This is a genomic window from Mycobacterium pinniadriaticum (assembly GCF_026242045.1).
Lineage (GTDB): Bacteria > Actinomycetota > Actinomycetes > Mycobacteriales > Mycobacteriaceae > Mycobacterium > Mycobacterium pinniadriaticum.
On the sequence record NZ_JAPJDO010000001.1, the window covers coordinates 157,163 to 183,534 of the forward strand.

At 66.6% G+C, this 26,372-nt stretch carries 28 protein-coding genes and 1 tRNA gene; 12 read left to right on the plus strand and 17 right to left on the minus strand.

Annotated features, from left to right (window positions below; genetic code table 11):
* Nucleotides 1–7: 7 nt before the first annotated feature.
* Genes ORI27_RS00790 through ORI27_RS00810 form a run of 5 tightly spaced genes read right to left on the minus strand, consistent with a single transcriptional unit; the run spans nt 8 to nt 2,939 of the window.
* The gene (locus ORI27_RS00790) at nt 8–1,480 is read right to left on the minus strand and encodes an alpha,alpha-trehalose-phosphate synthase (UDP-forming) (RefSeq protein WP_265994692.1); all 1,473 of its coding nucleotides are present in this window, start codon (nt 1,478–1,480) and stop codon (nt 8–10) included.
* A 3-nt stretch (nt 1,481–1,483) separates the two neighbouring features.
* Nucleotides 1,484–1,648 (minus strand): hypothetical protein, encoded by a 165-nt coding sequence (locus ORI27_RS00795; protein WP_170313133.1) that lies wholly within the window; start codon nt 1,646–1,648, stop codon nt 1,484–1,486.
* Nucleotides 1,649–1,679: 31 nt separating this feature from the next.
* The gene (locus ORI27_RS00800) at nt 1,680–2,105 is read right to left on the minus strand and encodes a hypothetical protein (protein ID WP_265994691.1); all 426 of its coding nucleotides are present in this window, start codon (nt 2,103–2,105) and stop codon (nt 1,680–1,682) included.
* 48 nt (nt 2,106–2,153) lie between these two features.
* Nucleotides 2,154–2,540, minus strand: a complete 387-nt coding sequence (locus ORI27_RS00805) for an intersectin-EH binding protein Ibp1 (protein ID WP_265994690.1) — start codon at nt 2,538–2,540, stop codon at nt 2,154–2,156.
* A 51-nt stretch (nt 2,541–2,591) separates the two neighbouring features.
* Nucleotides 2,592–2,939: an intersectin-EH binding protein Ibp1 gene (locus tag ORI27_RS00810; RefSeq protein WP_265994689.1), complete on the minus strand. Its 348-nt coding sequence runs from the start codon at nt 2,937–2,939 to the stop codon at nt 2,592–2,594.
* A gap of 523 nt (nt 2,940–3,462) precedes the next feature.
* Between ORI27_RS00810 and ORI27_RS00815 the strand changes: the two genes are divergently transcribed.
* Nucleotides 3,463–4,293, plus strand: coding sequence for an SDR family oxidoreductase (locus tag ORI27_RS00815; RefSeq protein WP_265994688.1), 831 nt, complete (start codon nt 3,463–3,465; stop codon nt 4,291–4,293).
* Here the strand turns inward: ORI27_RS00815 and ORI27_RS00820 are convergent.
* Nucleotides 4,276–5,166 carry an NAD(P)-dependent oxidoreductase gene (locus ORI27_RS00820; protein ID WP_265994860.1) on the minus strand — a complete coding sequence of 297 codons (891 nt, stop codon included), beginning with the start codon at nt 5,164–5,166 and terminating at the stop codon, nt 4,276–4,278. The two genes, ORI27_RS00815 and ORI27_RS00820, sit on opposite strands and share 18 nt — an antisense overlap.
* A 70-nt stretch (nt 5,167–5,236) precedes the next feature.
* The gene (gene tnpA / locus ORI27_RS00825) at nt 5,237–5,650 is read right to left on the minus strand and encodes an IS200/IS605 family transposase (RefSeq protein ID WP_265994859.1); all 414 of its coding nucleotides are present in this window, start codon (nt 5,648–5,650) and stop codon (nt 5,237–5,239) included.
* A gap of 22 nt (nt 5,651–5,672) precedes the next feature.
* On the opposite strand from tnpA, the gene ORI27_RS00830 reads away from it, so the two are divergent.
* Entirely contained in the window at nt 5,673–6,890 is a 1,218-nt protein-coding gene (locus ORI27_RS00830; RefSeq protein WP_265994687.1) for an RNA-guided endonuclease InsQ/TnpB family protein, read from the plus strand.
* An 84-nt stretch (nt 6,891–6,974) separates the two neighbouring features.
* Here ORI27_RS00830 and ORI27_RS00835 read toward each other — a convergent pair whose 3' ends face one another.
* Nucleotides 6,975–8,543, minus strand: a complete 1,569-nt coding sequence (locus ORI27_RS00835) for an LCP family protein (RefSeq protein WP_407666193.1) — start codon at nt 8,541–8,543, stop codon at nt 6,975–6,977.
* Nucleotides 8,544–8,685: 142 nt separating this feature from the next.
* On the opposite strand from ORI27_RS00835, the gene ORI27_RS00840 reads away from it, so the two are divergent.
* The 3 genes from ORI27_RS00840 to ORI27_RS00850 are packed head-to-tail and all read left to right on the plus strand — an operon-like array spanning nt 8,686 to nt 10,404.
* Nucleotides 8,686–8,997, plus strand: a complete 312-nt coding sequence (locus tag ORI27_RS00840) for a hypothetical protein (RefSeq protein WP_265994686.1) — start codon at nt 8,686–8,688, stop codon at nt 8,995–8,997.
* Nucleotides 8,998–9,053: 56 nt separating this feature from the next.
* Entirely contained in the window at nt 9,054–9,929 is an 876-nt protein-coding gene (locus ORI27_RS00845; RefSeq protein ID WP_265994685.1) for an FAD binding domain-containing protein, read from the plus strand.
* The gene (locus ORI27_RS00850; RefSeq protein ID WP_265994684.1) at nt 9,922–10,404 is read left to right on the plus strand and encodes a (2Fe-2S)-binding protein; all 483 of its coding nucleotides are present in this window, start codon (nt 9,922–9,924) and stop codon (nt 10,402–10,404) included. Before ORI27_RS00845 ends, ORI27_RS00850 begins: the two co-directional genes overlap by 8 nt.
* On the opposite strand, the gene ORI27_RS00855 is transcribed toward ORI27_RS00850, so the two are convergent.
* A complete protein-coding gene (locus ORI27_RS00855) occupies nt 10,401–12,719 on the minus strand; it encodes a xanthine dehydrogenase family protein molybdopterin-binding subunit (RefSeq protein ID WP_265994683.1) in 2,319 nt (772 codons plus the stop codon). The two genes, ORI27_RS00850 and ORI27_RS00855, sit on opposite strands and share 4 nt — an antisense overlap.
* An 87-nt stretch (nt 12,720–12,806) precedes the next feature.
* Nucleotides 12,807–13,253: a YkvA family protein gene (locus ORI27_RS00860; RefSeq protein ID WP_407666192.1), complete on the minus strand. Its 447-nt coding sequence runs from the start codon at nt 13,251–13,253 to the stop codon at nt 12,807–12,809.
* A 94-nt stretch (nt 13,254–13,347) separates the two neighbouring features.
* On the opposite strand from ORI27_RS00860, the gene ORI27_RS00865 reads away from it, so the two are divergent.
* Complete coding sequence (locus ORI27_RS00865) at nt 13,348–14,649, plus strand: ammonium transporter (RefSeq protein WP_265994682.1); 1,302 nt, start codon at nt 13,348–13,350, stop codon at nt 14,647–14,649.
* 68 nt (nt 14,650–14,717) lie between these two features.
* On the opposite strand, the gene ORI27_RS00870 is transcribed toward ORI27_RS00865, so the two are convergent.
* Nucleotides 14,718–15,941, minus strand: a complete 1,224-nt coding sequence (locus ORI27_RS00870; protein WP_266073856.1) for an Ig-like domain-containing protein — start codon at nt 15,939–15,941, stop codon at nt 14,718–14,720.
* On the opposite strand from ORI27_RS00870, the gene ORI27_RS00875 reads away from it, so the two are divergent.
* Nucleotides 15,931–16,395 carry a hypothetical protein gene (locus ORI27_RS00875; RefSeq protein WP_266073858.1) on the plus strand — a complete coding sequence of 155 codons (465 nt, stop codon included), beginning with the start codon at nt 15,931–15,933 and terminating at the stop codon, nt 16,393–16,395. The two genes, ORI27_RS00870 and ORI27_RS00875, sit on opposite strands and share 11 nt — an antisense overlap.
* A gap of 436 nt (nt 16,396–16,831) precedes the next feature.
* Here ORI27_RS00875 and ORI27_RS00880 read toward each other — a convergent pair whose 3' ends face one another.
* Nucleotides 16,832–17,836: an NADPH:quinone oxidoreductase family protein gene (locus ORI27_RS00880; RefSeq protein ID WP_265994679.1), complete on the minus strand. Its 1,005-nt coding sequence runs from the start codon at nt 17,834–17,836 to the stop codon at nt 16,832–16,834.
* 78 nt (nt 17,837–17,914) lie between these two features.
* Between ORI27_RS00880 and ORI27_RS00885 the strand changes: the two genes are divergently transcribed.
* The 3 genes from ORI27_RS00885 to ORI27_RS00895 are packed head-to-tail and all read left to right on the plus strand — an operon-like array spanning nt 17,915 to nt 20,804.
* Nucleotides 17,915–19,210, plus strand: a complete 1,296-nt coding sequence (locus ORI27_RS00885; protein WP_265994856.1) for an acyl-CoA dehydrogenase family protein — start codon at nt 17,915–17,917, stop codon at nt 19,208–19,210.
* Nucleotides 19,207–20,226: a zinc-dependent alcohol dehydrogenase family protein gene (locus ORI27_RS00890; RefSeq protein WP_265994678.1), complete on the plus strand. Its 1,020-nt coding sequence runs from the start codon at nt 19,207–19,209 to the stop codon at nt 20,224–20,226. Before ORI27_RS00885 ends, ORI27_RS00890 begins: the two co-directional genes overlap by 4 nt.
* Nucleotides 20,223–20,804: a TetR/AcrR family transcriptional regulator gene (locus ORI27_RS00895; protein WP_265994677.1), complete on the plus strand. Its 582-nt coding sequence runs from the start codon at nt 20,223–20,225 to the stop codon at nt 20,802–20,804. The genes ORI27_RS00890 and ORI27_RS00895 overlap by 4 nt, the downstream gene beginning before the upstream one ends.
* A gap of 3 nt (nt 20,805–20,807) precedes the next feature.
* Here ORI27_RS00895 and ORI27_RS00900 read toward each other — a convergent pair whose 3' ends face one another.
* The 5 genes from ORI27_RS00900 to ORI27_RS00920 all read right to left on the minus strand — a co-directional run bounded on the left by ORI27_RS00900 (nt 20,808) and on the right by ORI27_RS00920 (nt 24,038).
* The gene (locus ORI27_RS00900) at nt 20,808–21,572 is read right to left on the minus strand and encodes an SDR family NAD(P)-dependent oxidoreductase (RefSeq protein ID WP_265994676.1); all 765 of its coding nucleotides are present in this window, start codon (nt 21,570–21,572) and stop codon (nt 20,808–20,810) included.
* Nucleotides 21,569–22,591: a phosphotransferase family protein gene (locus ORI27_RS00905; protein WP_265994675.1), complete on the minus strand. Its 1,023-nt coding sequence runs from the start codon at nt 22,589–22,591 to the stop codon at nt 21,569–21,571. Before ORI27_RS00905 ends, ORI27_RS00900 begins: the two co-directional genes overlap by 4 nt.
* A gap of 120 nt (nt 22,592–22,711) precedes the next feature.
* Nucleotides 22,712–23,116 (minus strand): HNH endonuclease, encoded by a 405-nt coding sequence (locus tag ORI27_RS00910; protein ID WP_265994674.1) that lies wholly within the window; start codon nt 23,114–23,116, stop codon nt 22,712–22,714.
* Between the two features lie 57 nt (nt 23,117–23,173).
* A tRNA-Thr gene (locus ORI27_RS00915) sits at nt 23,174–23,249 on the minus strand.
* 42 nt (nt 23,250–23,291) lie between these two features.
* On the minus strand, nt 23,292–24,038 hold the full coding sequence (locus ORI27_RS00920; RefSeq protein WP_265994673.1) for a hypothetical protein: 747 nt from the start codon (nt 24,036–24,038) through the stop codon (nt 23,292–23,294).
* Between the two features lie 127 nt (nt 24,039–24,165).
* Between ORI27_RS00920 and ORI27_RS00925 the strand changes: the two genes are divergently transcribed.
* Complete coding sequence (locus ORI27_RS00925) at nt 24,166–24,897, plus strand: response regulator transcription factor (protein ID WP_265994672.1); 732 nt, start codon at nt 24,166–24,168, stop codon at nt 24,895–24,897.
* 39 nt (nt 24,898–24,936) lie between these two features.
* Nucleotides 24,937–26,370 carry a sensor histidine kinase gene (locus tag ORI27_RS00930; protein WP_265994671.1) on the plus strand — a complete coding sequence of 478 codons (1,434 nt, stop codon included), beginning with the start codon at nt 24,937–24,939 and terminating at the stop codon, nt 26,368–26,370.
* The last annotated feature ends 2 nt before the right edge of the window (nt 26,371–26,372 follow it).

Consider the following 26,372-nt stretch of genomic DNA (forward strand, 5'->3'; position numbering starts at 1 on the left):
GAGTGATCTAGTCGGCCGTCATCTCGCCACGGGTCGCACCCTTGGTCTCGGCGAGTGCGTCGAGGAATGACTGCGCCCAGCGGTCGACGTCGTGCGCAAGCACTTGGCGCCGCAGCGCCCGCATTCGGCGCCGGCCCTCTTCCGGAGTTTGGTCGAGGGCGGCTTCGATGGTGTCCTTGACACCCTCCAAATCGTGCGGGTTGGTCAGGTAGGCCTGGCGGAGTTCGGCTGCGGCACCCGTGAATTCGCTCAGAACCAGGGCGCCGCCCAGGTCGCTGCGGCAGGCCACATATTCCTTGGCCACCAGGTTCATACCGTCGCGAAACGGCGTCACCAGCATGACGTCAGCCGCCACGAAGAATGCGATCAGCTCGTCCCTGGGTATCGGGCGGTGCAGGTAGTGCACCACCGGGTGGCCCACCTCGCCGTATTCGCCGTTGATGTGGCCCACCTGTTGTTCGACTTCGTTGCGCAGGATCCGGTAACTCTCCACCCGCTCCCGGCTCGGAGTGGCCAGTTGCACCAGGACGGTGTCATCCCGCTTGGCCCGTCCCTCCGCAAGCAGTTCCGAAAACGCCTTGAGCCGGATGTCGATGCCCTTGGTGTAGTCCAGCCGGTCGACTCCGAGCAGGATCTTGCGTGGGTTGCCGAGTTCGGCACGGATTTCCTTGGCACGCCGGCGGATGTCACGATGGCGCGCCGTGCTGTCGAGGTCTGCGGAGTCGATGGAGATCGGGAAGGCGCCGACTTTCACGGTGCGGAAGCCGAGCTGCACTTCGCCGAACCGCGACCGCACACCGACCGATGCCCGAGATGTGTTGGCCCCGACCAGCCTTCGCGACAGGAACAGGAAGTTTTGCGCCCCGCCGGGCAAATGGAACCCGACCAGGTCCGCGCCGAGGAGGCCCTCGATGATTTCGGTCCGCCACGGCATCTGCATGAACAACTCCACCGGCGGAAACGGAATGTGCAGGAAGAAACCGATCGTCAGGTCCGGCCGCAGCATCCGCAGCATCTTCGGAACAAGTTGCAGCTGATAGTCCTGAATCCACACCGTGGCACCTTCGGCCGCGGCATGCGATGTCGCTTCGGCGAACCGGCGATTGACCTCGACGTAGCGGTCCCACCAGGCTCGGTGGTAGATCGGCTTGACGATCACGTCGTGGTACAGCGGCCACAGCGTTGCGTTGGAGAAACCCTCGTAGTACTCGGCGACGTCGTCCGTGGACAGCTGCACCGGGAAGAGCTGAAGATCGTCCTCGACGATGGGTTCTTCCGGACCGTCGACAATGCCCGGCCAGCCGATCCAGGCGCCGCGATGTCGGCGCAGCAACGGCTCCAACGCGGTGACCAGCCCGCCTGGACTTCGCTTCCAGGTCAGGCTGCCGTCCGGCAACCGCTCCATGTCAATCGGCAGGCGGTTGGCGACCACCACGAAGTCAGAATTTCCGGAGCGGGCCGCATTCCTGCTCCCGGGCACGGGCTACGCCTCGAGCTTTGACGGCCCAATGCCGAGCATCGACAAGAAGACCCGGCACTCGTCGGCGTCATTCGCATAGGCCGCGACCACTCGCCGGGCCTGGCGCGCAGTGCTGTCGGCCAGCGGCTCGACGTCGTCGATATCCGCGGGATCAGATTTTGCAGGCATGACTCAACCTTAGCGAACGGGCAGAGGGCCGTTACGGGCTCGACGAAAGCGTGGACTTGGGCTGGACCGGCACATTGTCCTGGTCCTCTTCGTAGCAAACCGTCGACGCCCAATAGCCGGTGCAGGAGTCGCCGTTGATATTGGGTACCAGATCGGCTGCGACCCCGCTCTCGGTGCTGGAGGTCACGTCCTGTGTGGTGCGCGGCTGCAGATCCTCCATCGCCGCGTCGCCCTCGGTGTTGGTCACCGGAGTCATCGTCGGCACGCAGTTACCGGTCGACGGATCCGGTGATTCGCCCGACTGGCAGCCACCCGGACCACCGACGTGTGAACTCGGCTCGGGCCCCGGCGCCGGTTCCGGGTTGGGAATCCCGCCCCCTCCGCCGCCTTCGGCGTGCGCCATCGGAGCTGTGGCGACCGCGAGCGCAAACGCGCTCGCGGTCAGCAGCTTTGCCACCCAAGAGGAGTGGACCGGCATTTTTGCCCTCCCTGTCGTGCCCGCTGACTACGGGCTGGACGAAATGCTCGAATGCGGCGTGACGGCGGGCATCTGATTTTCCTCCAGGCCGATGCACTGACCGGTATTGGAGCCCGTGCACGGAATGCCCTGAACCTCGGGCACGCTGTTGGGATCACCCGGCGTCGAGAAGGTGATGTTACCGCCACCGCTGGACGGCGTGGGGTAATTGCCACCGGGCTGGTTGGGCACCAACTCCGGAATGCACTGATCGGTGTAGAGGTCCTCGGACTCGCCGGCCGGGCAGGCGATGGCAGGCCCCGACGGCGCGTTCGACGGCGCAGCGAAGAACGCGACGGCGGGAGCGGCTGCTATTGCGATGCTGAATCCACCGGCGAGGAGGATACGGCGGCTGACTGAGGAGCTGATCGTCATACTTCACGCTTCCTTGAGAAGTCGACGGAGTTCCGAAGTCGGCCCTCCGTTCTACGGACTGGACGAGATGGTCGAGCGGGGTTCTACTGCCGGAGCCTGCTGATCTTCCTGCAATCCTATGCACTCACCGGTGTTCGCGCCTGTGCAAGGTACTCCCTGGACTTCCGGCACGCTGTTCGAATCGCCGGGAGTGGAGTAGGAAGCCCCGTCCTGGGGGGCGGCTCCGGGCATTGCCTCGCACCCGCCGGTTTCCTGATTCAGCGTTTGACCCTCGGGGCATGCCGCCACCGAAGCGGTCGCGGGTACCACGAACGCGGTCAGCGCCGGCGCCGCCGCCACCGCGATCGCGAAGCCGCCGGCCAGGGCCAGACGCTGCACCGAATTCTTCAGATTAGCCATGATCATGCTTTCTACTTGATTTGCTGAGTGGCCGTGTCAGCGCAGTCTATTGCTGCTCATCCCCAACCGCAGTTGTTCGGCCGTTTCCCGATCCTTACGGCGCGCTTATCGGCAGCCATGGCCCTTCCGTTACATCCGGGTCAATATTTGTCGGTAAGAAAATTCTGGCAACGACAAACGGCGGCGAAATGCTGCGCAGCGTCGCATCACGATCTCCTCGTTGGCCAGCGGAGATATCCGCGGTGCAATATCGGCGTACGCAATTCGGCCGCGGCACAAACTGTCCCGCCCCCGCAATAACAACACCGCACGGCGGTCCACAACGACCGGAAATCAGGGTTGGATTGACGTCTCGTGGTGTTCGCTAGAGGCGGACATGACTCGGCTATCGCTGCCCTGGTGTCGGCCATCGGGTGGGCGGCCCTCGACGACCTCGACGGGCAGTGGGACGGGCACTATGCGGCGACACGACGTCGTGGTTCTATACGTAGAACCTGTTTCAGTTTCGTGTGAGGAGTGCGGCGTGCAGCTCTCGTTCGAGGATCGGACGTACCTGATCACCGGTGGCGGTAGCGGTATCGGCAAGGGCATCGCGGAGGGGCTGGCCAAGGCCGGCGCCAACGTCATGATCGTGGGCCGCAACGCCGATCGTCTCGCCGCCACCGTCGACGAGATCAAGGCCAACGCACCCGCGGGCAACATCAACTACGAGCCGGCCGACGTCACCAACGAGGACCAGGTCGCCGCGGTGGTGGATGCGACCACCGCGTGGAACGGACGGCTGCACGGAGTCGTGCACTGCGCCGGGGGTTCGCAGACCATCGGCCCGATCACCCAGATGGACTCCGAGGCGTGGCGCGCCACCGTGGACCTCAACATCAACGGGTCGATGTACGTGCTCAAGCACTCGGCCCGCGAGATGGTGCGCGGCGGGGGCGGCTCCTTCGTCGGCATCTCCTCGATCGCGGCCAGCAACACCCACCGCTGGTTCGGGCCGTACGGTGTCACCAAGTCGGGGCTTGACCACCTCATCAAACTGGCCGCCGACGAGCTCGGGGCGTCCTGGGTGCGGGTCAACGGCATCCGGCCCGGGCTGATCAAGACCGAGCTGGTGCAGCTGGTGCTCGATTCCCCCGAAATCAGCGGCGACTACGCCGAGTGCACGCCGCTGCCGCGCCCCGGCGAGGTCGAAGACGTCGCGAACATGACGTTGTTCCTGCTCAGCGATGCGGCTCAGTGGATCACCGGGCAGATCATCGGGGTCGACGGCGGGCAGAACCTGCGCCGCGGTCCGGATTACTCGGCGATGCTGGAGCCCGCCCTGGGCGCGGACGCGTTACGCGGAGTGGTCTGAGGCCGCGGCGTCACGCGCCGCCAGGCCACCCACCGCCGACCAATCCAGATGGTCGCCACCGCCGGCGAGCAGGCGCAGGAACCGGTCGCGCAGCAGGCTGGCGATCGGTAACGGAACCCGTAGTTCTTCGGCGGCGGCCAACACCAGCCCAATGTCTTTGTGGCCCAATGGCGCTGCGAATCCAGCTGGTTCGAACTGTCCACCCGCGATCAGCGCCCCGTAGGTCCGGTACACCGGCGCCGAGAACAGGGTCGAGGTGTCCAGGTACTGGTGTTTGTCGACCCCGCCCCGGTCGACGAGCGCCATCGCTTCACCGAGTGATTCGATCACCGAACCGATGAGGAAGTTGCCGCTGAGCTTGAGATTGGCCGCCGGCGGGTCCTCGGATATGACGAAGGTTCGCTGGCCGATCGCAGCGAATGCCGGCATCGCCAGGTCCACGCACTCGGCCGGGCCCGCGGCGACCACGAACAGTGCTGCCGACGCGGCGGCCTCCGGCCGGCCGAACACCGGCGCTGACACAAATCCGCGACCCGCTGCGGCGTGCGCTTCGGTCAGGTGCTTCGCCAGCCCGACGCTGATCGTGCTGGACGAGATGTGCACGGTGTCCGGTGCGGTGGAGGCGATGATGCCTTCGTCGCCGAACGCCAGTCCGGCCACGGCGTCGTCGTCGGCGAGCATGGTCAGCACCACGTCACCCGTGCAGGCCTCGGCCACCCGGTCGGCCGGCCGAGCGCCCTCGGCCACCAGCGCATCCACCTTGGCCCGGGATCGGTTGTAGACGGTCACCTCGTGCCCCGCCCTGATCAGATTCGCGGCCATGCCCACGCCCATGTTGCCCAGTCCGATGACTCCTACGCGCTTGACCGGAATCTTGGGCGCAAGCCTCGGACTTCAGTCCGGGGTGAGCCCATCCCGTTTGTCGGCGGGCGTAGCCCGGCGTTCAGAGTGGCCGGTCTTGCCCGTCTATGTATTGCTTGATGATCGACAGTGGGGCGCCTCCGCAGGAGACGGCGAAGTAGGACGGCGACCAGAGGTGTCCGCGCATGCGAGCGCGGACACACGCGCCGGTGTATTCGCGGCGCACCGCGTAGGCGGTGCGGCCCTTGAGCCGCTGAACCAGCGTGGAGATCGCTAGCGTGGGCGGGTAGGAGACCAGCAGGTGCACGTGGTCGGTCTCGCCGTTGAACTCGACCAACTCGGAGCCCAGGTCGGCACACACCTCGGCCATGGTGTGCTCGCAGAAGGTGAGCATGGCGTCGGTGAACACTTTCCGGCGGTATTTGGTCACGAACACCAGATGGGCGTGCAGCAGCGACACGCTGTGGCGTGCACGGCGGTAGGTCGTTGTTGTCAGTGGGCAGCTCTACGGTTGGGGTATGCGGATGCGTTATCGGTATCGCATCGAACCGACACCGGTCCAGCAGCAGATGTTGGCGCGGGTGTTCGGGTGCTGCCGGGTGGTGTTCAACGACGCGCTGCGGGTCCGCGACGACGCGTATCGCGCGGGGGTGAAGCTGTCCGACAGCGAGATTCAGCGCCAGGTGATCACCGCGGCGAAGACCACCACCGAGCGGGCCTGGTTGCGCGAGGTGCCCAGTGTGGCGCTGGTGCAGTCGGTCAACGACTCCCGCCGCGCGTGGCGCAACTTCTTCGACTCGATCAGCGGGAAACGCAAGGGCGGCAAGGTTGGGCGGCCGCGGTTCAAGTCCCGCAAGGATCACCGGCAGTCGTTTCGGCTCACCCGCAACGGGTTTTCGATCCGCGCCAACAGCCGGTTGTTTGTGGCCAAAGTCGGCGAAGTGCGGGTGCGCTGGTCACGCGAGCTGCCGTCGGAGCCGTCGAGTGTCACCATCATCCGGGAACTCGACGGCCATTTCTACGCCAGCTTCGTCGTCGAGGTTGCGTCCTCACCGCTGCCCGTGGTGGTCCGGGAGGTCGGTGTGGATGTGGGGATCGCCCGGTTGGCCACGACCGCCGCCACCGATGGCCGGCGGTCCGATATCGCCAATCCGAAGCATTTGGGCCGCACGCTGCGCAAGCTGGCGCGGTTGGAGCGGGAGAAGTCTCGCCGGCAGAAAGGATCAGCCAACCGGGACAAGTCGCGGCGCAAGGTGGCCGTCGCGCACAATCAGGTCGCCCGTGCTCGGCGGGACTATCACCACAAGCAGGCTTTGGCGTTGGTTCGCGACAACCAAGTGATCCACGTCGAAGACCTCAACATCGCGGGCATGGTCAAAAACCGTGGTCTGGCGCGAGCGATCAGCGATGCGGGGTGGGGACAGTTCGTGCGGATCATCGGCGAGAAAGCCGACCGCTACGGGCGCACCGTGCACACGGTGTCGCGGTGGCTGGCGTCGAGCAAAACCTGCTCTACACCGGGGTGTGGGCATCGCCTCGACGAACTCCCACTGCAAATCCGCACCTGGACATGCCCGCAGTGCCGGGTGGTCCACGATCGCGACCACAACGCCGCCAAGATCATTCTCGCTGCCGGGCGGGCAGAGAGACTAAACGCCTGTGGAGCCTCTGTAAGTCCTCCCAACACTCGGGAGGCACGGGGCGATGAAGCAGGAAGCACCCCAACCGCGGCGTAGCCGCACGGGAATCCCCGCCATTCATGGCGGGGAGCACGTCAAGTCAATGGTGGTCATCGCCGGCCGCGCGCCAGGCGACCGTGCTCAGTTGACGCAGGGCACCTTGCCGCCGTCGATCGGCGCGCCCTGGTCGGGGGTGGGGGTGATGGTCATGTCAGACCAGCTGTGGTTGGTCGTCATCGAGACGACGTCGGTGGTCTGCGGCTGATCCGGCGGAACGTCGTAACCCTGACCGAGGACGACACGGATGTGGTCAGCTGCCAGCGCGCTGGTGGCCTGTGGCGCGTTCTCCACACCGAGCAGAGTGGCCACCGACTGGGCGTCTACCTGTCCCCCCGGTCCGTAGGTGATCACGGTGTCGATCGGTTCACCGGACTCGCGGTCACGGACCTCGTCGATGGTGAAGTCGTGTTTGCCCAGCAGCGCAGCGGCCTGCGATGCCAGTCCCGAGATGTCACTGGCGTTGACGACGCTGACCACGGTCTGTGGGTTGGACGGTGGGAGCGGCTGGGGAGCCGCGGTCGGGGTGGTCGTGGCCGAATCGTCGCCGATGGCCTTGGCGATCTCGCTGCGAATCTTCGCGGGATCGACGATGTTGACGTCCTGGCCGTTGATGTTCTCGTAGCGCACCACCGGCAGGGTGCGGAACTCGACGTCGGCTCCGGCCAGCGCGGCCATCCTGCGGAACTGGTCCTCGCCCCAGCCTTCCGAGAGCACGATGTCCTGCCGGGCTACCCCCATCAGCCGTTTGAACTTGTCCAGGTCGGTGAACGAGCCGGACTCGTGCAATTGGTGCATCACTGACAGCAGGAAGGCCTGTTGCCGATGGGTGCGGTCCAGATCCCCGTTCTCCAGTCCGTGCCGCTGCCGCACGAACGCCAGAGCCTGTTCGGCATTCAGGGTCTGACGGCCGGCCGGGAAATCGGCGCCCGAGTAGTCGTCGTGGACCGCGTGGTTGAGGCAGACCTCTACGCCGCCGAGGCTGTCGGCGAGATGGTAGAAGCTGGCGAGGTTGACCTCGGCGAAGTAATCGATGGGCTGGCCGGTCAGATTGCGGACCGCGCGAATGGTCGCTCGGCGGCCCGCCTCCCGCCCGGCACTCTCCAGCTCGGAGCGATCAGAGACGCCCTCGTCGACGAGTTTCTGTTCGGTCTGTGCCTTGGTCAGGCCGTAGGCCTCCTTGATCTTGATGTGGCTGTAGCCTTTGATGCCGCTGACGGCCACATAGTCGTCCCGCGGGATCGAGAAGGCGACGACATGGTCGTCGGCGCTGATGTGGACCAGGATCAGGGTGTTGGTGTTGTAGCCACCCGAGTCGGAGTCGCCGGCGTGCAGCTTGTCGAGGAGTGCATCCGGCAGTTCGTTGCCGTCCTGGTCTTTGCGGGAATCGAGTCCGATCAACAGGATGTTCATCGCGCCACCACTGGAGCGCGGCTCGTCCGAGCCCAGGGCCTTGGACACCGTGATTCCGCTGAGCAAGCCGTGGGCCTGCGAATAGGCCAGGCCGGTCAGCATCAGGACCACGACGGAGGCCAACCCGACCACGGATCGGATCGTCATCCGCAGCGCCCGCCCGCCGTTGCCAGACCGCTCGCGATGGCGGCCACGGCGGTTGCCCGCGGCGGCCGCGCGCGGGGGCGGCGACGGATCCATGATCGACAGTATGGCCGCAGATGCTGGTGAGGCCCCAGCTAGGCCCGGTCGCCTTGGGGCGATTGGGCTGCATACCCCGTGGACGCACAAGTAGTCTCCTCCGCAGATCAAAGCTTTGCGACGACCTGGAAGGGGTGCGGTCATGCCGACTCTCGCCGGCCGCTGGGCAGCGGCATTTCTCACAGTCAGCGTCGCCACGGCGGGCTTGGTCACCGCGTCTCCGGCTCGGGCCGACTGCGTCTCCGGGGGCGGCTCCACCGTCTGCGCGCAGGGCGATGTGCGCGGCGCTGACGGACCGCCGATGTCCACCGGCCCCTATGTCCCGTACCCCTGCGACTACGACCCGTACTGCTACAACGGTGGACTCTCGATCATCCTCGACCCGGGCGACGGTCCCAAGCCACCGCCACCGCGTCCGCGGCCGCCGAGGCCGCGACCGTCTCCACGGAACTGATCGCGGCACCGCTATGCTGTGCACGTGCTTAGCATGATGCGCTGCGGCGGCCACCGATGAAGCCGGCGCCGTTCGATTACCACCGGCCGGCCAGCGTCGCGGAGGCGGCGCAGATGCTCGCCGAATTCGGCGATGACGCCAAACTGCTGGGTGGCGGGCAGAGCCTGGTGCCGATGCTGGCTATGCGCCTGGCGTTCTTCGACAACCTGATCGACATCTCCCGACTCGAGGAGATGAAGGGGGTCGAGGCGCGGGACGGCGAGGTGTGGATCGGCGGCGGCACCACCCATGCCACGGTGGGCGCCGACGAGCAGCTCGGCGCCACCGTGCCACTGCTGACCCGGGCCACCCCGTTGATCGGGCACTTCCAGATCCGCAGCCGCGGCACCATCGGCGGCTCGATCGCCCACGCGGACCCGGCCGCTGAGTACGCGGCCGTCGCGCTGGCGCTCGACGCGACGATGGAGGCGGTCTCGACGTCGGGCAGGCGGGAGATTGCGGCCGGCGAGTTCTTCGCGGGGGTGTGGGAGACCGCGATGGAGCCCGATGAGGTGCTGGTCGGTGTGCGGTTCCCGGTCTGGTCGGGTCGATGCGGATTCGCGGTCGAGGAATTCGCCCGGCGCCACGGCGATTTTGCCATCGCCGGGGCAGTTGCGGGCGTCGAACTCGACAACGACGACCGGGTACGGCGCAGCGGAATCGGATTGCTTGGGCTGTCCGCCACGCCGAGGCGCGCGAAGGCCGCCGAAGAGGCGATAGCGGGTCGCCCGGTCGGCGACATCACCGCCGAAGAGATCGGCGAGCTCGCGATGAGTGGACTGGACGACATCCCGGCCGACCTCCAAGGATCGGCCGATTATCGGCGGCGGGTCGGGGCAGCGATGGCCGCCCAGGCGTGGCAGGCCGCGGTCAAGGAGGCAATCGATGCATGAGCGACCGATTCAACTGTCGGTCAACGGAATTCCCGTTGAATCTATCGTGGAGCCACGGCTGACCCTGGCCGACTTCCTGCGCGAGCGGTGCGGGCTGACCGGCACCCACCTGGGTTGCGAGCACGGCTCGTGCGGTGCCTGCACGGTGTTGCTCGACGGTGCGGCGGTGCGATCCTGCCTGGTGTTCGCGGTGCAGGCCGAAGGCGCGGAGGTCTCGACAGTCGAGGGTGTCGCCTCCACCGACGGAGAGCTGTCGCCGGTACAGGCCGCCATGCGTGACTGTCATGGGCTTCAATGCGGGTTCTGCACACCGGGTTTCGTCATGTCGATCACGGCACTTCTGCGCGACAACCCCAACCCCACCGACGAGGAGATCCGCGAGGGCCTGTCCGGCAATTTCTGTCGCTGCACCGGCTATCAAGGCATCGTCAACGCGGTTCGGCAAGCCGCCGAATCCGGCGCGGCGCAGACTTAGTCCGCTGCGGCCGCCTCGATCAGCGCGACGATCCGCGATGGGGTGGCGGGCAGGTGGGTGATGGTCACCCCGAGCGGGGCCAGGGCGTCGTTGATCGCGTTGATCACCGCGGGTGTGGAGCCGATGGCTCCGCCCTCACCGCAGCCCTTGTAACCGCCCACGCCGGGGCTGGGCACCTCCACGTGCCCGTACTCGATCGGCGGCACCTCGGTCGCCGTCGGCAGCAGATAGTCGACGAACGTGGTGGACAACGGGTTTCCGTCGTCGTCGTACACCAGATTCTCCAGCAGTGCACCGCCGATGCCCTGAACGGTGCCGCCCGCGATCTGCCCCTCCACGATATTGGGATTGATCATCGGGCCGACGTCCTCGCTGACGATGTAGCGGGTCAGGGTGACCCGGCCGGTCGTGATGTCGACCTCGCAGGTGCACGCATGAGTCGCGTTGGCCCAGTGGATCATCGTCTGGGAGGTGAACCGGGCGGTGGCCTCCAGGGTGGCCGCCATACCCGGCGCCAGCGCCTGGGGCTCGTAGTAGGAGCGGTAGGCCAGGTCGGCGAAAGTAACACTCTTGGAAGAATCTTCGCGGGAGGTGGCCCGGGAGTTGGCGAGCTCGATATCCGACTCCTCGACGCCGAGCACGTGAGCCGCCATCGCCACCAGCTGCTGGCGCAGGATGGTGCCGGCCTCGTTGACCGCGCCCGCGGTCATCGGCCCGCTGCGGCTGCCCTGGGTGCCGGCGCCGTACGGGGTCACCGCGGTGTCGCCCTGGATCGTCGACACGTCGTTGATGTCGGCGCCGAGCGCGTCGGCGGTGAGCTGCACGACGGTGGTCTCGATGCTGTTGCCGCTCGACCCGCCGTTGACGTAGACGTTGATCTTGCCGGTGGGCTCCATGCGAATGGTGCAGCCCTCGGTGGCCAGGTGCCCGGTCGCGGCGCCGGTCGGCTCGATATAGGCCGAGAAGCCGAGGCCGAGGTACCGACCCTGGGCCAGCGCCTCGGCCTGCTCCTTGCGGAACCCTTCGTGGTCGAGGATCTTGACGGCCTGCTCGAAGGTTTCCATCGGCGCGACATGGTCATACGGCATGCCGTTGGGGTTGAAGTAGGGCATCTCGTCGCGGCGAAGCAGGTTCTTACGCCGCAACTCGACCGGATCGACACCCATCTTGCGTGCCGCGATGTCGAGAAGTATTTCCCGCGTGAGGGTTTCGTACTGCCAAGGTCCTCGGTAGGCGGCCAGGCCGCTGGTGTTGGTGAACACCGTCTTGTAGTTGAAGCTGGACTTGGGCACCCGGTAGGGGCCGGGGAAGAACATCCCGATGGCCGCGGTGGTCAGCACCGGGTACGGGGTGGGATAGGCGCCGATGTCCTGGAGGAAGTCGATGGCGACGGCGGTGATCGCCCCGTCGGCGTCGAACGCCATCCGCGCTCGTCCGTCGACGTGGCGAGCTTGTCCGGCCGACATCAGATTCTCGCGACGATCTTCGATCCACTTCAGTGCGGCGGGTACCTTGCGGGCGGCCAGCATGATGCACATGTCCTCGCGCATCGGGACGACCTTCTGGCCGAATCCGCCGCCGGTGTCCCGGGTGATGACGCGAACCCTTTGAGCCGGGATGCCGAGCAGACGCGCGGCGAACGCGCGCAATTCGTGCGGGGTCTGGGTGGAGGCCCACAGCGTCAGTTCCGCAGTGGCGGCCACCCATTCGACGACCAGGCCGCGGGTTTCGATGGGCACCGGCACGTGGGTCTGCTGGTAGATCTGCTCATCGGCGACGTAGGCCGCGGCGGTGAAAGCCTCTTCGTCCGGCGGTGCTCCGGCCAGCCCGCCGGCGACGTTGTCCGGGTAGGCCTCGTGGACCACCGCGTCGGCGTTCACGGCCTTGGTGAAGTCGGCGATCGCGGGCAGCGGGTCATAGTCGACGTCGACAAGCTCGATGGCGTCCTCGGCGAGGTAGCGATTTTCGGCGATGACGATCGCGACGGGGTCGCCGACGAACTTCACCTCACCCTCGGCCAGCGGGGGACGGGGAGTGTCCGGGACGTCCTTACCGGCCACCGCGTGCCAGGCCTCTTTGACGTCGGGATTGAGGTCCGCGGCGGTGAGCACCGCATGCACACCGGGCAGTGCGAGTGCCGCCGAGGTGTCGATGCTGTTGATCCGAGCATGTGCGAACGGACTGCGGACGAAACAGGCGTGCAGCATCCCGGGCCGGACGATGTCGTCGACGTACGTGCCATGCCCGGTGAGCAGGCGAGTGTCCTCGACTCGGGGGACGCGAGTTCCCGCGTACCGGGTGACAGGTGCGGCCATGCGGGAGCTCCAATGCGTCGTCGACGAGCCGGTTCGCGAGAGGCTAAGCAATCGCTCAGCAAAGGGTACCCAAGGGCTTCGGCTCCGTCACCGGGGGTTCGTCATACCCGTGTCGGGTAACCCGCACAGCCGGCGCAGCGCGGCCAACCCGTCGGGTGTTCCCGGCCAATGGGTGGACAGTGCCTGCGCTCCGGCGGTGCGGGTGATCCAGCGCAGCACCAGTGCGGTGATGACGATGTCGTCGGCGACGCCGAGCACCGGGACGAAGTCGGGGATCACGTCGATGGGCGAGGCCAGGAATATCAGCAGGCCAGCGAGAACGACGCGGATCCGGCGCGGCATCTCCGGATCGGTGGCCAGGCGTTTCAACAGCCGCAGCACGTCCGGTAGCAGCCGAACCAGGTCCACGACACCGACATCGTGGGGCTTGAGCAGCCAGAGCGCGACGGCGAGGGCCAGCCAGACGACGAGCAGTGCCGCGGCGATGGACGCCGGGATCATCCACCACTGGCCGAGCATGGTGTCCATCTTCATACCAGGGCGTTCACGAAACACTGTCGAAACATGTTCGCCGCATCGATGAAACACCGCGCCGACATTCTCGTCGGAACCGTCGAAGGAGCCGGACTTGGATGCGATAGATCCCGCCGCCACCGCATGGCTGCTGGCCAGCACAGCACTCGTCTTGTTGATGACCCCCGGACTGGCCATCTTCTACGGCGGCATGGTCCGCACCACCGGCGTGCTCAACATGATCATGATGAGCTTCATCTCGATCCCGCTCGTCACGGTGGCATGGCTGCTCTTCGGCTACACACTGGCGTTCTCCGGAACCACCCTGGGTGGGGTCATCGGCGACCTGTCGCACATCGGGATGGCCGGCATCGGCCCGGGCACGGCGCACGGCTCGGTTCCCGAACTGCTGTTCGCCACCTTCCAACTCAGTTTCGCGATCATCACGGCCGCTCTGATCAGCGGCGCGATAGCCGACCGGGCCAAATTCGCAGCCTGGATGATCTTCGTGCCCGTCTGGTCCATCGTCGTGTATGCGGTTGTGGCGCATTGGGTTTGGGCTCCCGGCGGCTGGTTGTTCAAGATGGGTGTACTCGATTACGCCGGCGGGCTGGTAGTCGAGATCGTGTCCGGATCCTCGGCGCTCGCGCTGGCGCTGGTGCTCGGGCCCCGTATCGGTTTCAAGGTCGACGCGATGCGGCCCCACAACCTGCCCTTCGTCTTGCTGGGTGTCGGCTTGCTGTGGTTCGGATGGTTCGGCTTCAACGCCGGATCCGCGCTGGCCGCCAACGGCACCGCGGCCGCGATCTTCCTCAACACCCTGGTGGCGGGCTGCCTGGGCATGCTGGGCTGGCTGTCGGTCGAGCAGATCCGCGACGGGCGCCCGACCACGTTCGGTGCGGCTTCCGGGGTGGTCGCCGGACTGGTCGCGATCACGCCGTCGTGCGGCACCGTGAACACCCTCGGCGCCGCGGTGGTCGGGGTGGCGGCGGGCATCGTGTGCTCGTTCGCGATCGGACTGAAGTTCCGGTTCGGCTACGACGACTCCCTCGACGTCGTCGGTGTGCACTTCGTCGGCGGGGTGGTGGGAGTGCTGCTCATCGGTTTCCTGGCCACCGCGGTGATGACGGGCGGACCGCAGGGGCTGCTCTATGGCGGCGGGCCGGCCCAGCTGGCCAAACAGGCCCTCGCGATGGCCGTGGTGGCGGCATACGCCTTCGTCATCTCGTTCGTATTGGCCAAGCTGATCGACCGCACGCTCGGTTTCCGGGTCAGTCCGGAGGACGAGACCGCCGGGGTGGACTTCACCCAGCACGCCGAAACCGCCTACGCCGAGGGAGTTCACGGGCATCAGCCGTTGCGCCGGCCGATGTTCGGCGATCAGCGCCCCCGATCGGACACCGGCGACGGGCAGTGACCACGCGGATCGGTTCGCCCGTCTAGCTCACCATCTCCTGCCCGGGCAGCACCTGAACTCGCAGTCGGTCACCGGCGCCTTCTGCGCCGGACTAGCATCCAGCCGAGGAACAGGACCGCCGCCCCCGAGGACTGCGACACCATCGTGTAGCCGAGGTCCTGCATGATGCCGATCTCGATCGCGCTCAGCGTCCTGACACCCAATCCGGTGTCGGAGGCCGCGTTCATCAGTTGGGTCATCGAACCGGTGAACACCTTGTCGTTGAGGTGCGACATGGAACTCCCGGACTCCCAGGGGTTCGGGGTGTAGAGCGGCACCGGGCCGCCATAGGCCGCCACCGCGTTCGCGCCGCCGAAGTACAGTCCGCCGTTGCCGCCGGTCAGGTTCGAGTTGAATGCGGTCTTCCAGTTGTCGCCGTTGAACGCTGAGGTTCCGGCGGAGTTCACGATGAAGCTGTCGTAGGTGGTCCAGTTCGTCCCGGTGTTCTTGCCGGCGCTGTCCACAACGGAGATGAAGCCGAAGGTGTGCAACAGCTCGTGCATCGCGGTGGACTGGAAGTCGTACTGGCTGCTACCCACCGAGTCTCCCAAGGCCCACGGGTAGCCGAAGTTCCAGGTGATCGTGCCGTCGGCTGCCGCTCCGTTGGAGTCCTCGCCGGTGAGGATCTTGTGCTGAACCACGGTGTCGAAGAATCCGGGATCCGAGCTTGTCAGATCGCTACCCGCCGACGCCAGCGTCCCGCCCATCAGCGAGTACTGACCGGCGACGGCGTAGGTGATGGTGACCGACTGGCTGGGATCGAAATAACTCGACAGGTAGATGGCCGTCGCAGCCAGCTGCGCTCGAGCCGCGCTCGACCAGAACTGCGAACCGTTTCCGTAGCTGAAGCTGAACGTGATCCGCGGGGTGTTGGCGGGCTGTTCGTAGACGCCGACTGCCGTGGAGGTGCTCGCGCTGCGGAACCAATTGAGCAGATTGATGTGGGTCCCGGTGTCGGTCACCGAGACGGTGAAAGAGTCGATGCAGGTGGTGCTGCACTGACCGCCGGGTGTTGGTGTGTAGGTGTACGTGCCGGTCGAGCTGTCGAGGGCGACGGTGCCGTAGTGGGCTGTCGACGTCACCTTGTAGACCAGGCGATCCCCCTCGGGATCGGTCGCTACCACCTCGCCGTTGATCGGCCCCGAGGTCTCACTGGTGGCCAGCTGCACCGCTGATACGGAGGGTGCCTCGTTGAAGAAGGTGCGGCGGACCAGCAGGACCGCCCCCTCCAGGTAACCCTGAATGGTGTTCACCAGCGCGGTGAGCGGATCGGCGACCGCCGACGCGGACGCGGACTTGCTGGCGCTGATGCTCGCGGCCGTCATCTGGGCGTTGCTACTGGCCGGCGCCGGGGTGCTGCTCGTGGTGTCGGTGCTGGTCACCGATGATGTCGTCGAATCGTTCGTGGAATCGGTCGACGCCTGTCCGTCGGTGGTCGACGTCGTGGTCGCGGTGTCACCGGCCGTCGCGTCGGTGGCGCTGTCCGGGGTCGAGCTCGCCGACGTCGTCGCCGACGAGTTGGTCGAGACCCGTCGAGACCCCGCCTCGGAGCGATGCGACGTGCCGGCGCTCGAGGCTGTCGACGAGGTGACGGAACGAGTGCTCGATGCGATCGACGCGGTCGACGAAGTGCTGGCGGTGCGGCTTGCCGCCGTGGACGACGAGGTGACGGTCCCTTTTGTGGACTTCGGGCCGCGAGCGGTGTGACCCGTCGCCTCCTTCGGCGACGCCGAACTCGACGACGCCGAACTCGACGACGCCGAACTCGACGTTGCCGAACTCGACGAATCCGATGCCGAACCGTGGTCGGTGTCATCGGCGCTGGCAACCGCGACGACCGGGCTCGCCAGTGACAATCCCAGTGCGAGGGCAGCGATTCCTGCCCTCGCACCACGCTGAACGTTCGCCATCAAAGCACCACCTTCGTGCAGTTCCGACTTGCCCCGAAGTTGGCGAACTTCAGGCAAACCCCCCGGTAGGGGCCCCGAGCCGGGTTTGCCGGCCGGACGCCCGTTTGCTGTCTCAGGGAATCTTAAGCTGTTCACGGCCGTGTATGGAACGTTTACGGGCGAAGTTCGCGGGTTGTGGGCCTCAGATGTTTCGGCCCGTGCGCCGCGTCGGGTGCCGTCGCCGCCGGGTCACGTCAGTCCGCGGACATGTCGACCACACACTTTCCCACCGACTTCCGCTCTGAAATCCGGGCCAGTGCGGCGGGCACGTCGTCGAAAGCGAAGCGGTCCTTCACGGTGTCACGAATGGCGCCCTGTTCGAACAGTCTCGTGAGGTTGCCCAGCACGTGTTCGGTGTGTGCTCGTGACGATCCGGCCGCGAGAACGCCCACCACCGACGTGTTGGTCACCGCCATCATCGCAACGTCGACCGCGGGCCAGCTCCCGCTGGCGAAGCCCACGGCGAGATGTTGTCCGTCCCGGGCCAGCGCACTCATCGCGTTCGTGCCCTGAACGCCGCCGACCGGGTCGTAGACCATGTCGACCCCTTGCCAATCGGTGGCCGCACGCAGGGCCTGGGCGAGGTCGCCGTCCGCGACCCGGTCGCCGCGGGCGACGAAGCTGTGGTCCGCGCCGTACGACCGGCAGAACTGCGCACGGGATTCGTCGCCGACGACGGCGAGCACCGTCGCTCCGAGCGCCTTGCCGAGCTGAACGGCGGCGATACCGCTACCGCCGGCGGCGCCGAGAACCGCGAGGCGTTGACCCGCCCGGAGATGCCCGCGATCGACCAGACCGGTCCACGCGGTGACGTTGGGAATCCAGAAGCCGGCGGCCACGCAGTCGTCCAACGCCTCCGGCACCTGGACGGTTGAGCCGGCCAGCGCCAAGGCTTCCTCGGCGAATGAGCCGTTTCCGTTGATGAAATCACTGACACCCATGACCCGCGTGCCCAGAATCGAATCGTCGACCCCGGGGCCGACCGCGGTGACGGTCCCGGCCAGTTCCTGTCCGGGTGTGAAGGGCGCGCTCGGGGTGAGGGGGTAGGTTGCGCGGCACATCAGAACATCGGGCAGTCCGATCCCGGCCGCGGCCACTTTGACTCGGACCTGATCGGGACCTGGGATGGGCAACTCCCTCTCGACCAGTCGCAACACATCTGCGGGTTCGCCCGCGCCGTGGGCCTGCCACGCTCTCATCGGTCCGTCCTCCGCGGGTATTGCACCCCGTCATCACGCCATGATTACACTGTGATTTTAGTCGGCGAAAGGGCGGCCATGGCGTGGGATTTCGAAACCGACCCCGAATTCGCCGAACAATTGGCGTGGATGCGCGAGTTCATCGACGATGACGTGATCCCGCTGGAGCCCATTCTCGGTGAACTGCCGGCCGCCGAGTGGGAGGCGGTGAAGCGCCACCTGCAACAGCGGGTCAAGGCCCGAGGACTGTGGGGGCTGTTTCTCGACAGCAGCCTCGGCGGCCCGGGTGCGGGTCAACTCAAGTTGGCCCTGATGTCGGAGATCATCGGTCGATGCATGGTGTCGATGGAACTGTTCGGCGTGCAGGCCCCGGACAGCGGCAACATGGAACTGCTCGCCCATGGTGCCGATGACGAGCAGAAGCAGCGCTGGCTGTTCCCGAATCTGCGGGGCGAGATCTCCAGCGCCTTCGCGCTCACCGAACCCTTCCTCGCCGGCGCCGATCCCACCGTCATCGCCACCACGGCGCTGCCGGACGGCGATAGCTGGGTCATCAACGGGCACAAGTGGTTTACCACGAACGCTTCATGTGCCGACATTATTCTCGTGGTTGCCGAGACCGATCCGGATCGGCGGCCGCACCGGCACGCCTCGATCTTCGTGGTGCCGACCGATAACCCGGGTGTCGAGATCGTGCGCGAGATCCCGACGATGGCGCATGCCGACCCCGAATTCGGCCGACGCGGCAATCATGCCGAAGTGATGTTCCGCGACTGCCGGGTTCCCGCCGATCACCTGATCGGGGAACGGGGCGCCGGATTCCTGCTTGCCCAGCAGCGGCTCGGCGGGGGGCGGATCCATCACGCCATGCGCTGGCTCGGCCAGGCGCAACGGGCGCTGGACATCATGGGCGAACGCGCCGTGTCGCGACGGTCACACGGACGGCTGCTCGGCGAGCATCAGATGGTGCAGGACTACATAGCCCTGTCGCACACCGAGATTCAAGCCGCCCGGCTCCTGACCTTCCACACCGCCTGGCAGATGGACCGCGTCGGCGCCAGCGCGGTGCGTGCCGAACTGGGAATGATCAAGGCGCACGTGTCGAAGGTCGTGCTTGCGGTACTCGACCGCACCATCCAGGTCTGCGGGGCGCTGGGTTACTCCGGCGACCTCCCCGTCGAACAGTGGTATCGGATAACCCGGTTCGGTTCGATCGGCGACGGGCCCGATGAACTGCACAAGTCGGTGCTGGCCCGGCATGTGCTCAAGAAGTACCAACCCGTCGAGGGGTGGCCGACGGAGCATCTACCGTCGCGTCGCCCTGCCGCGCAACGCAAGTGGCAACAATTGCGCCAGGAAGCAGGTATCGCATGAGCGACGCGGGCACCCACCTTGCGATGGTGATGAACGCGCAGGGATCGGCCCCCACGCCCGAGCGGCGGCCGACACCGGCTCCGGGCCGGGGTGAAGTTCTGGTGAAAGTCAACGCGTCGAGCGTCAACTACCACGACATGGTCAATCTGAGCGGCCTCATCTGGGGGGAATGGCCACGGGTGCCGATGAGCGACGGTGCCGGCGAGGTGGCGGCCATCGGTCCCGATGTCACCGACTTCTCGGTGGGTGATCGGGTGATGGGGACATTTCATCCAGATTGGCACAACGGTCCACCCACCCCGCAGGTCAAGGCCGAACTTCCCGGCGACAGCGGGGACGGCTGGCTTCAGCAGTACCGCATCGCCCGGCCGACCGGCCTGGTCGCCACACCGGCCCACCTGACCGACCTCGAGGCAGCAACGTTGCCCTGCGCCGGGGTCACGGCATGGAATGCCTTGATGGAAGCTGGTATTGGACCCGGGGACATCGTCGTTACCCAGGGCACCGGGGGAGTGTCGCTGTTCGCCGTCCAGTTCGCCCGCGCGCTCGGCGCGGACGTCATCCTGACCTCATCGTCCGATGACAAGCTGGCGATCGGATCACAGCTCGGCGCAACGCATCTGATCAACTATCGGACCAACCCTGACTGGGAGGACGAGGTCAGGCGGATCACCCACCGTCGCGGCGCCGATCTGGTGGTCGATCTCGGCGGGCCCGCGACGCTCGCACAGTCGGTGCGCGCAGCGCGAATGGGGGGCACCGTAGCGGTGATCGGCGTCCTCACCGGCTTCGACGTCGCGCCGATACCGGTCGCCGATGTGATGCTCAACAACATTCGCATCATCGGGATCACCGTCGGTAGCGTGCTCAGTTTCGTGGAACTGTGCGATGTGATCACGGAAGGGTCGATCAGACCGCACATCAGTCATGTCTTCGACTGGACCGACCTCACCGAGGCTGTCCGCGTGTTGCAGGCCGGTGAACACGTCGGAAAGATCGCGCTGAGCATCCCATGAGCGCCGAAATCGAACTTCACGCCGACCAGATCGTCGCTGCTGCCGTGGACATTCTTCGCGAAAGCGGTCTCGACGCGGTCAGCATGCGCAGCGTCGCCGGTCGCCTCGGGGTGACCCCGCCGCCGGTCTATGCCCGGATCGGCAACAAGAGTGCCCTCCTCGATGCCGTCGCCGATCACTTTCTGTCCGATCTGGCGCCGCCGTTGCAGCGCGACGAACGGTGGCCGGACTACGCCCGGCGGTGGACCGCTCAACTGCGACAACGGCTTACCGAAGCCGCCGACAGCAGACTCTTCCTCCAGGTGAAACGACCGGCTTACCTGGAGGCATCACGACCGCTGCTCAAATGCATGCGGCGCGACGGTATGGACACCGATCACGCGGTGCGCGCCTGCCGACTCCTCACCTGGGCGACAGTGGGTTTCGTCGCGATGGACCATCCACCGGCGAGCGGCACGGCCGGGCGGCGCAACCGTCTGGCCGGCAGTGATCCGGACGGAGTGAGCGCCGACGAGGTCGACGAATTATTCACGGCCCATATCGAGTACCTCATCGACGGCATCCGCCGAGACAGCTGACCGCTATCCGGCGACGCCACCGTCGATCGTCATCAACGATCCGGTCGTGTAGCTGGAGGCGTCGGACAGCAGATAGACCACCGCGCCGACGACCTCCTCGGGTCGGCCGACCCGCCCGAGTGCGATCGGCTTCACGACGCCGGGCAGCAGATCGGGATTTCGCACGAATCCCGACGCGGCGTCGGTGTCGAATGTTCCGCAGATGATGCAGTTCACCCGCACCCCGACGCCCGCGTATTCGATGGCGGTAGCGGCGGTCAGCGCGTTGAGGCCGGCCTTGGCGGCACCGTAGATCGGCGCGACCGGAGTCGGCTTCACCGAGGCCAGTGAGCTGATGTTCACGATCGAACCGCCGCCCGTGCTGGCCATGGCCGCCGCGGCCAGGGCGGTGAGGCGTGTCGGTCCCTTGAGGTTGACGCCGACCACCTTGTCGAACAGCGTCTGCGAGGTGTCCAGCAAGGACGGTGCGAGCGGACTCATCCCGGCGTTGTTGATCAGCCCGTCCAGTCGTCCCCAGCGCGATGCGGCGGCGTCGACGACGGAGTCGAGGGACTCCCAGTCGCCCACGTGACACTGCAGCGGATACGCCTGGCCGCCGGAGTCGGATATCTTCGCGGCGAGCTCCTCGCATGAGGCCAGCTTGCGGCTGGCGATGACGACTCGCGCACCGCGTGCGGCCAGGCCGGTACTCATCGCGGCGCCGAGTCCGCGGCTGCCACCGGTGACCAGTACCACTCGGCCGGACACATCGAAGAGCGGGTCGGTCATCGGGCGAACCTCCGAGCGCGGATGAACAGGCCGTCGACGATCGCGCCGAAGACTTCATGGACCGGGTTGCGGGATTGGCCGCGAACGTGTTTGGCGTAGGAGCCCTCCAGTACGATGGCGAGCTTCCACGCGCTGAAGACCTGGTACCAGTCGAAGCCGGACAGGTCGCGGCCGGTCGCGGCGGCGTAGCGCTCGATCAGCTGAGCGGGGGTCTGGCAGTGATCGGGGTCGATGCCGTTCGGGCTGCCCGGTGCGGCAAGTGCGATCGGATTGCCCTCCTCGGGCCAGAAGATCATCGCCCAGGCGAGGTCGATGAGTGGGTCGCCCACGGTGGTCATCTCGAAATCCACCACGCAGGCGATTCGGGGCGGGGCGGTGGGCGCCCACATGACGTTGTCCAACTTGTAGTCGCCGTGCATGACCGTCAGATCGCCATGCGTCGGCATGTGGGCACGCAGCCACACCGCGAGATCGTCGACTCCCGGCAGATCCCGGACCCGATAGCTGTCGAGCTGGCCCAGCCAGCGGTCGACCTGTCGGTCGAGGAAACCCTGCGGGTGCGACATGTCCGCCAGCGCGGTCGATGCCCAGTCGACGGCATGCAGCTGCGCCAAGGTGTCGATGAGTTGCTCACCGATTCTGTCCTGCGAGCCGGGGTCGGCGCGCAGTGTTTCGGGCAGCCCGTCGCCGCGGATGACATCGCCCTCGATGAACGACATCACGAAGAACGGCGCCCCGAGAATGCTGGGGTCATCGGTGCGGGCCAGCACATGTGGAACCGAAATACCCTGTGAGGAGAGTATTTCCATGATGCGCGCCTCACGGATCACCTGGTGGGCGGTATCGGACACGGCGGTCAGCGGGGCCCGGCGGACCACCCAGGATTCGCCGAGCCGGTCGACGCGGAACATCTCACAACTACCGCCCCCGCGGATCGCCGTGACCGCCACGTCGGCGGTCTGCCCGGTGACCTCGCCCAGCCAGTCGGTGAAGCGGGGGGCGTCGAAGTCGGTCGCCACTCAAGCGTTGTACACCTTGGGAACTGGCGGTGTCACCAGGCGTGTCTCAGTGCGCGGCTAGCGAAGAGGTAGCCTCAGGCGCGCGACCAGTGAGACCAGATACTGGCGGCTTTGCGTCCCTCAATACGTTTGGCCGTTGGCATACCGCTGCCGGCGGTAGTGCCGGCCCTTGCCCCGGTTCCGGCTCTTGTACGTCGGTAACTGTGAGTCGCAGTTGGGACAGACCAGTCGCAGGTTTTCGCGCCGATTGTTCGTCGGGTCCCCATCGATGTGGTCCAACACGAACGCAAGGTGCAGGCCCAGCCACAAATTGGATCCGCCGCAGATCGCGCAGCAGCCCGACTGAGCGGTGTTGAGATGAATCCGAATGTAGTGGTTACGGGTGGTAGCGATGGTGGCGTCACCGGTTTCGAGCCAGAGTTCTGTACTGGCTTCCTGCCGGGCCAACTGCTGACACGCATTGCTGCAGTAGATCTTCTGGCTACGCTTGGTGAGCGCGGATCCACAACGACGACACTGCCTCACATGGATGACGCTACGACGTGCCACCGACAAGAATTGCCGCCGGATTCAGGCCGGTGTTGGAGCCCCCTATCGGGATTGAACCGATGCCATCCCGCTTACAAGGCGGGTGCTCTAGCCACTGAGCTAAGGGGGCGTGGCGGGTCAGAACTCCCGACCGCTCAACAGACTACCGAAGTCACTGCTCGTCGTCGTCGATGACCAACCGGTCGCCGCGGACCCGTTCGGAGCTGATCGTCCGTGGCGGGGTGTAGCTGCGGCGGCGGCCCGGGATCGGGATCCGGTCGGCGATGTTGCTCAGCGGGTTGACCACCATACTGAGCGTGGTGACCGCCTCGCGCAGCGTCTCGATGGTGGGTGCCAGCGCCTCCAGTCCGGGTGCGAGCCGGTTGAGGGTGTCGGCGACGTCGGCCAGTTGCTCGAGCGGGCCGTTGCGCGCCGTCAACTTGTCGATCAGACCGTCCTCGGCCAGCAGCCGGTCGGCCAGTCCGTCCTCACCGAGGATCCGCTCGATCAGACCCTCCTCGTCGAGCAACTGGTCGACGAGGCCGCCCGGGGCCAGCGACCGCTCCAATCCGCCGCCCTCGGCGGTGAGCCGGTCGAGCACCCCGTCGGGAGCGGTGACGCGGTCGATCAGCCCGCCCGGTCGCATCAGCCGGTCCAGCGGGCCGTCGGGAGCCAGCGCCCGGCCCAGCGGGGCGTCGTCATCGAGCAGCTGCGCGATCTTGTTCGCCCGGGCAATGGTGTCCTCCAGGCCGAACATCTGGGCCACCGAGTTCGGCGACGCCGGCGCTCCCGCCTCACCCAGGGTTCGTTTGGTCAGGTCAAGGCCCGCCCTGGCGACATCCAGCCCCGCTTCGGCCGCGGCCAGACCCACCCGCACCGGTGTGGTCGCCATCCCAACCAGGGTTTTCGCCAGGTCCATCGCACAAGTGTAGGAGCCGGGGAACTTTGTAACCGGCGGTATCGGTTAACCGGGTATTCCACAACTCACAGCAACCTCACAGCGTGCAAGCAGCCCCAGTTCAACAATGTGAGAGGAAATTGTCAGCATGGCCGCACCTGTCACAACCTCCGTCACAACTGAAACCAAGCCCGAGGCGCGTGTGCTCGTCGTCGACGACGAGACCAACATCGTGGAACTACTCTCGGTGAGCCTGAAGTTCCAGGGCTTCGAGGTTCACACCGCCTGCAGCGGACCGGCAGCCCTCGACCGGGCCCGTGAGGTACACCCCGACGCGGTGATCCTCGACGTCATGATGCCCGGCATGGATGGCTTCGGTGTGCTGCGTCGGCTGCGTGCCGACGGAATCGACGCGCCCGCGCTGTTCCTGACCGCGCGTGACAGCCTGCAGGACAAGATCGCCGGCCTCACCCTCGGCGGCGACGACTACGTGACCAAGCCCTTCAGCCTCGAAGAGGTCGTCGCCCGGCTGCGCGTCATCCTGCGCCGGGCCGGCAAGGGCGTCGAGGAGCCGCGCAACTCGCGACTGAGTTTCGCCGACATCGAGCTCGACGAGGACACCCACGAGGTCTGGAAGGCCGGCGAACCCGTCTCGCTGTCGCCCACCGAGTTCACCCTGCTGCGCTACTTCGTCATCAACGCCGGCACCGTGTTGTCCAAGCCCAAGATCCTCGACCACGTCTGGCGCTACGACTTCGGCGGCGACGTCAACGTCGTGGAGTCCTACGTCTCCTACCTGCGCCGCAAGATCGACACCGGCGAAAAACGTCTCCTTCACACGCTGCGCGGGGTCGGATACGTGCTGCGGGAACCGCGGTAATCGCCGCGCGGCGCGCCGTTCGGCGCGAACAATAGACAAATGCCCAGTCCGTACCAGCGAGCGCTGCCGCTGCGGGTCGGCCTGGTGGCCGCGATGCTGCTGCTCGTCGGCTGTGGGTTGTTGGCCTCCGGGATCGCGGTCACCTCGACTCTGCAGCACGACCTCATCAGCCGCGCCGACCAGGCTCTGCTGGACGCCTCGCGTGGTTGGGCGCAGGCCCCGCGCAGACTGCCGCCCCCCGACGAGGGCCCGAACCCGGCGCGCCCGCCGTCGAACTTCTATGTGCGCGGGGTCGACGCCGACGGGCACATCTGGATGGCCGTCAACGACCGCGATGCCGAACCGGCGCTTCCCGACGACAACGACGTGGGACCCGTACCGGTGACCGTCGGCTCGCTGGACAACTCACCGGTCCGATGGCGAGCGGTGTCGGTGCAGGGCCCCAGTGGTGAGTTGACCACGGTGGCCATCGACATGTCCGACATCCAGTCCACCGTACGGAGCCTGGCCTGGTCGCAGTTCGCCATCGGCACCGCCGTCCTGGTGATCCTCGGCGTCGCCGGCTACTGGGTGGTGCACCGCAGTCTGCGCCCACTGGTCGAGGTCGAGAAGACCGCCGCCGCGATCGCCGGCGGACAGCTGGATCGTCGTGTGCCCGAACGAGATCCGCGCACCGAAGTCGGCCGGCTTTCGCTGGCGCTCAACGGCATGCTGGCCCAGATCCAGACCGCGGTGGCGTCGTCGGTGGACTCCGCGGAGAAGGCGCGGACGTCGGAGGAACGGATGCGCCGGTTCATCACCGACGCCAGCCACGAGTTGCGCACCCCGCTGACGACCATCCGCGGATTCGCCGAGCTGTATCGGCAGGGCGCGGCGCGCGACGTCGAGATGCTGATGTCACGCATCGAAAGCGAATCGCGGCGAATGGGATTGCTGGTCGACGATCTGCTGTTGCTGGCCCGCCTCGACGCGCAGCGCCCACTGGAACGACGCCGCGTGGACCTGTTGACGCTGGCCACCGACGCGGTGCACGACGCGCAGTCCATCGCACCCAATCGCACCATCACCATGGAAGTCTTCAATGGTCCCGGCACGCTGGAGGTCCTCGGTGACGAGGCCCGATTGCGCCAGGTGTTGAGCAACCTGATGGCCAACGCGCTGCAGCACACCCCGGCGACCGCGCGAATCACCGTTCGGGTCGGTACCTCCGCCGACGATGCGGTGCTCGAGGTCGCCGATGAAGGGCCCGGCATGTCGCCAGAGGACGCCCAACGGGTGTTCGAGCGGTTCTACCGCACCGACTCCTCACGCGCCCGCGCCAGCGGCGGGACCGGGCTGGGTCTGTCGATCGTCGATTCGTTGGTGTACGCGCACGGCGGACGGGTGACGGTGCGCACCGCCCCGGGACAGGGGTGCTGCTTCCAGGTCAGCCTGCCGCGCATCGCCGACGTCCCGGCACCGATCGGCACGTGACG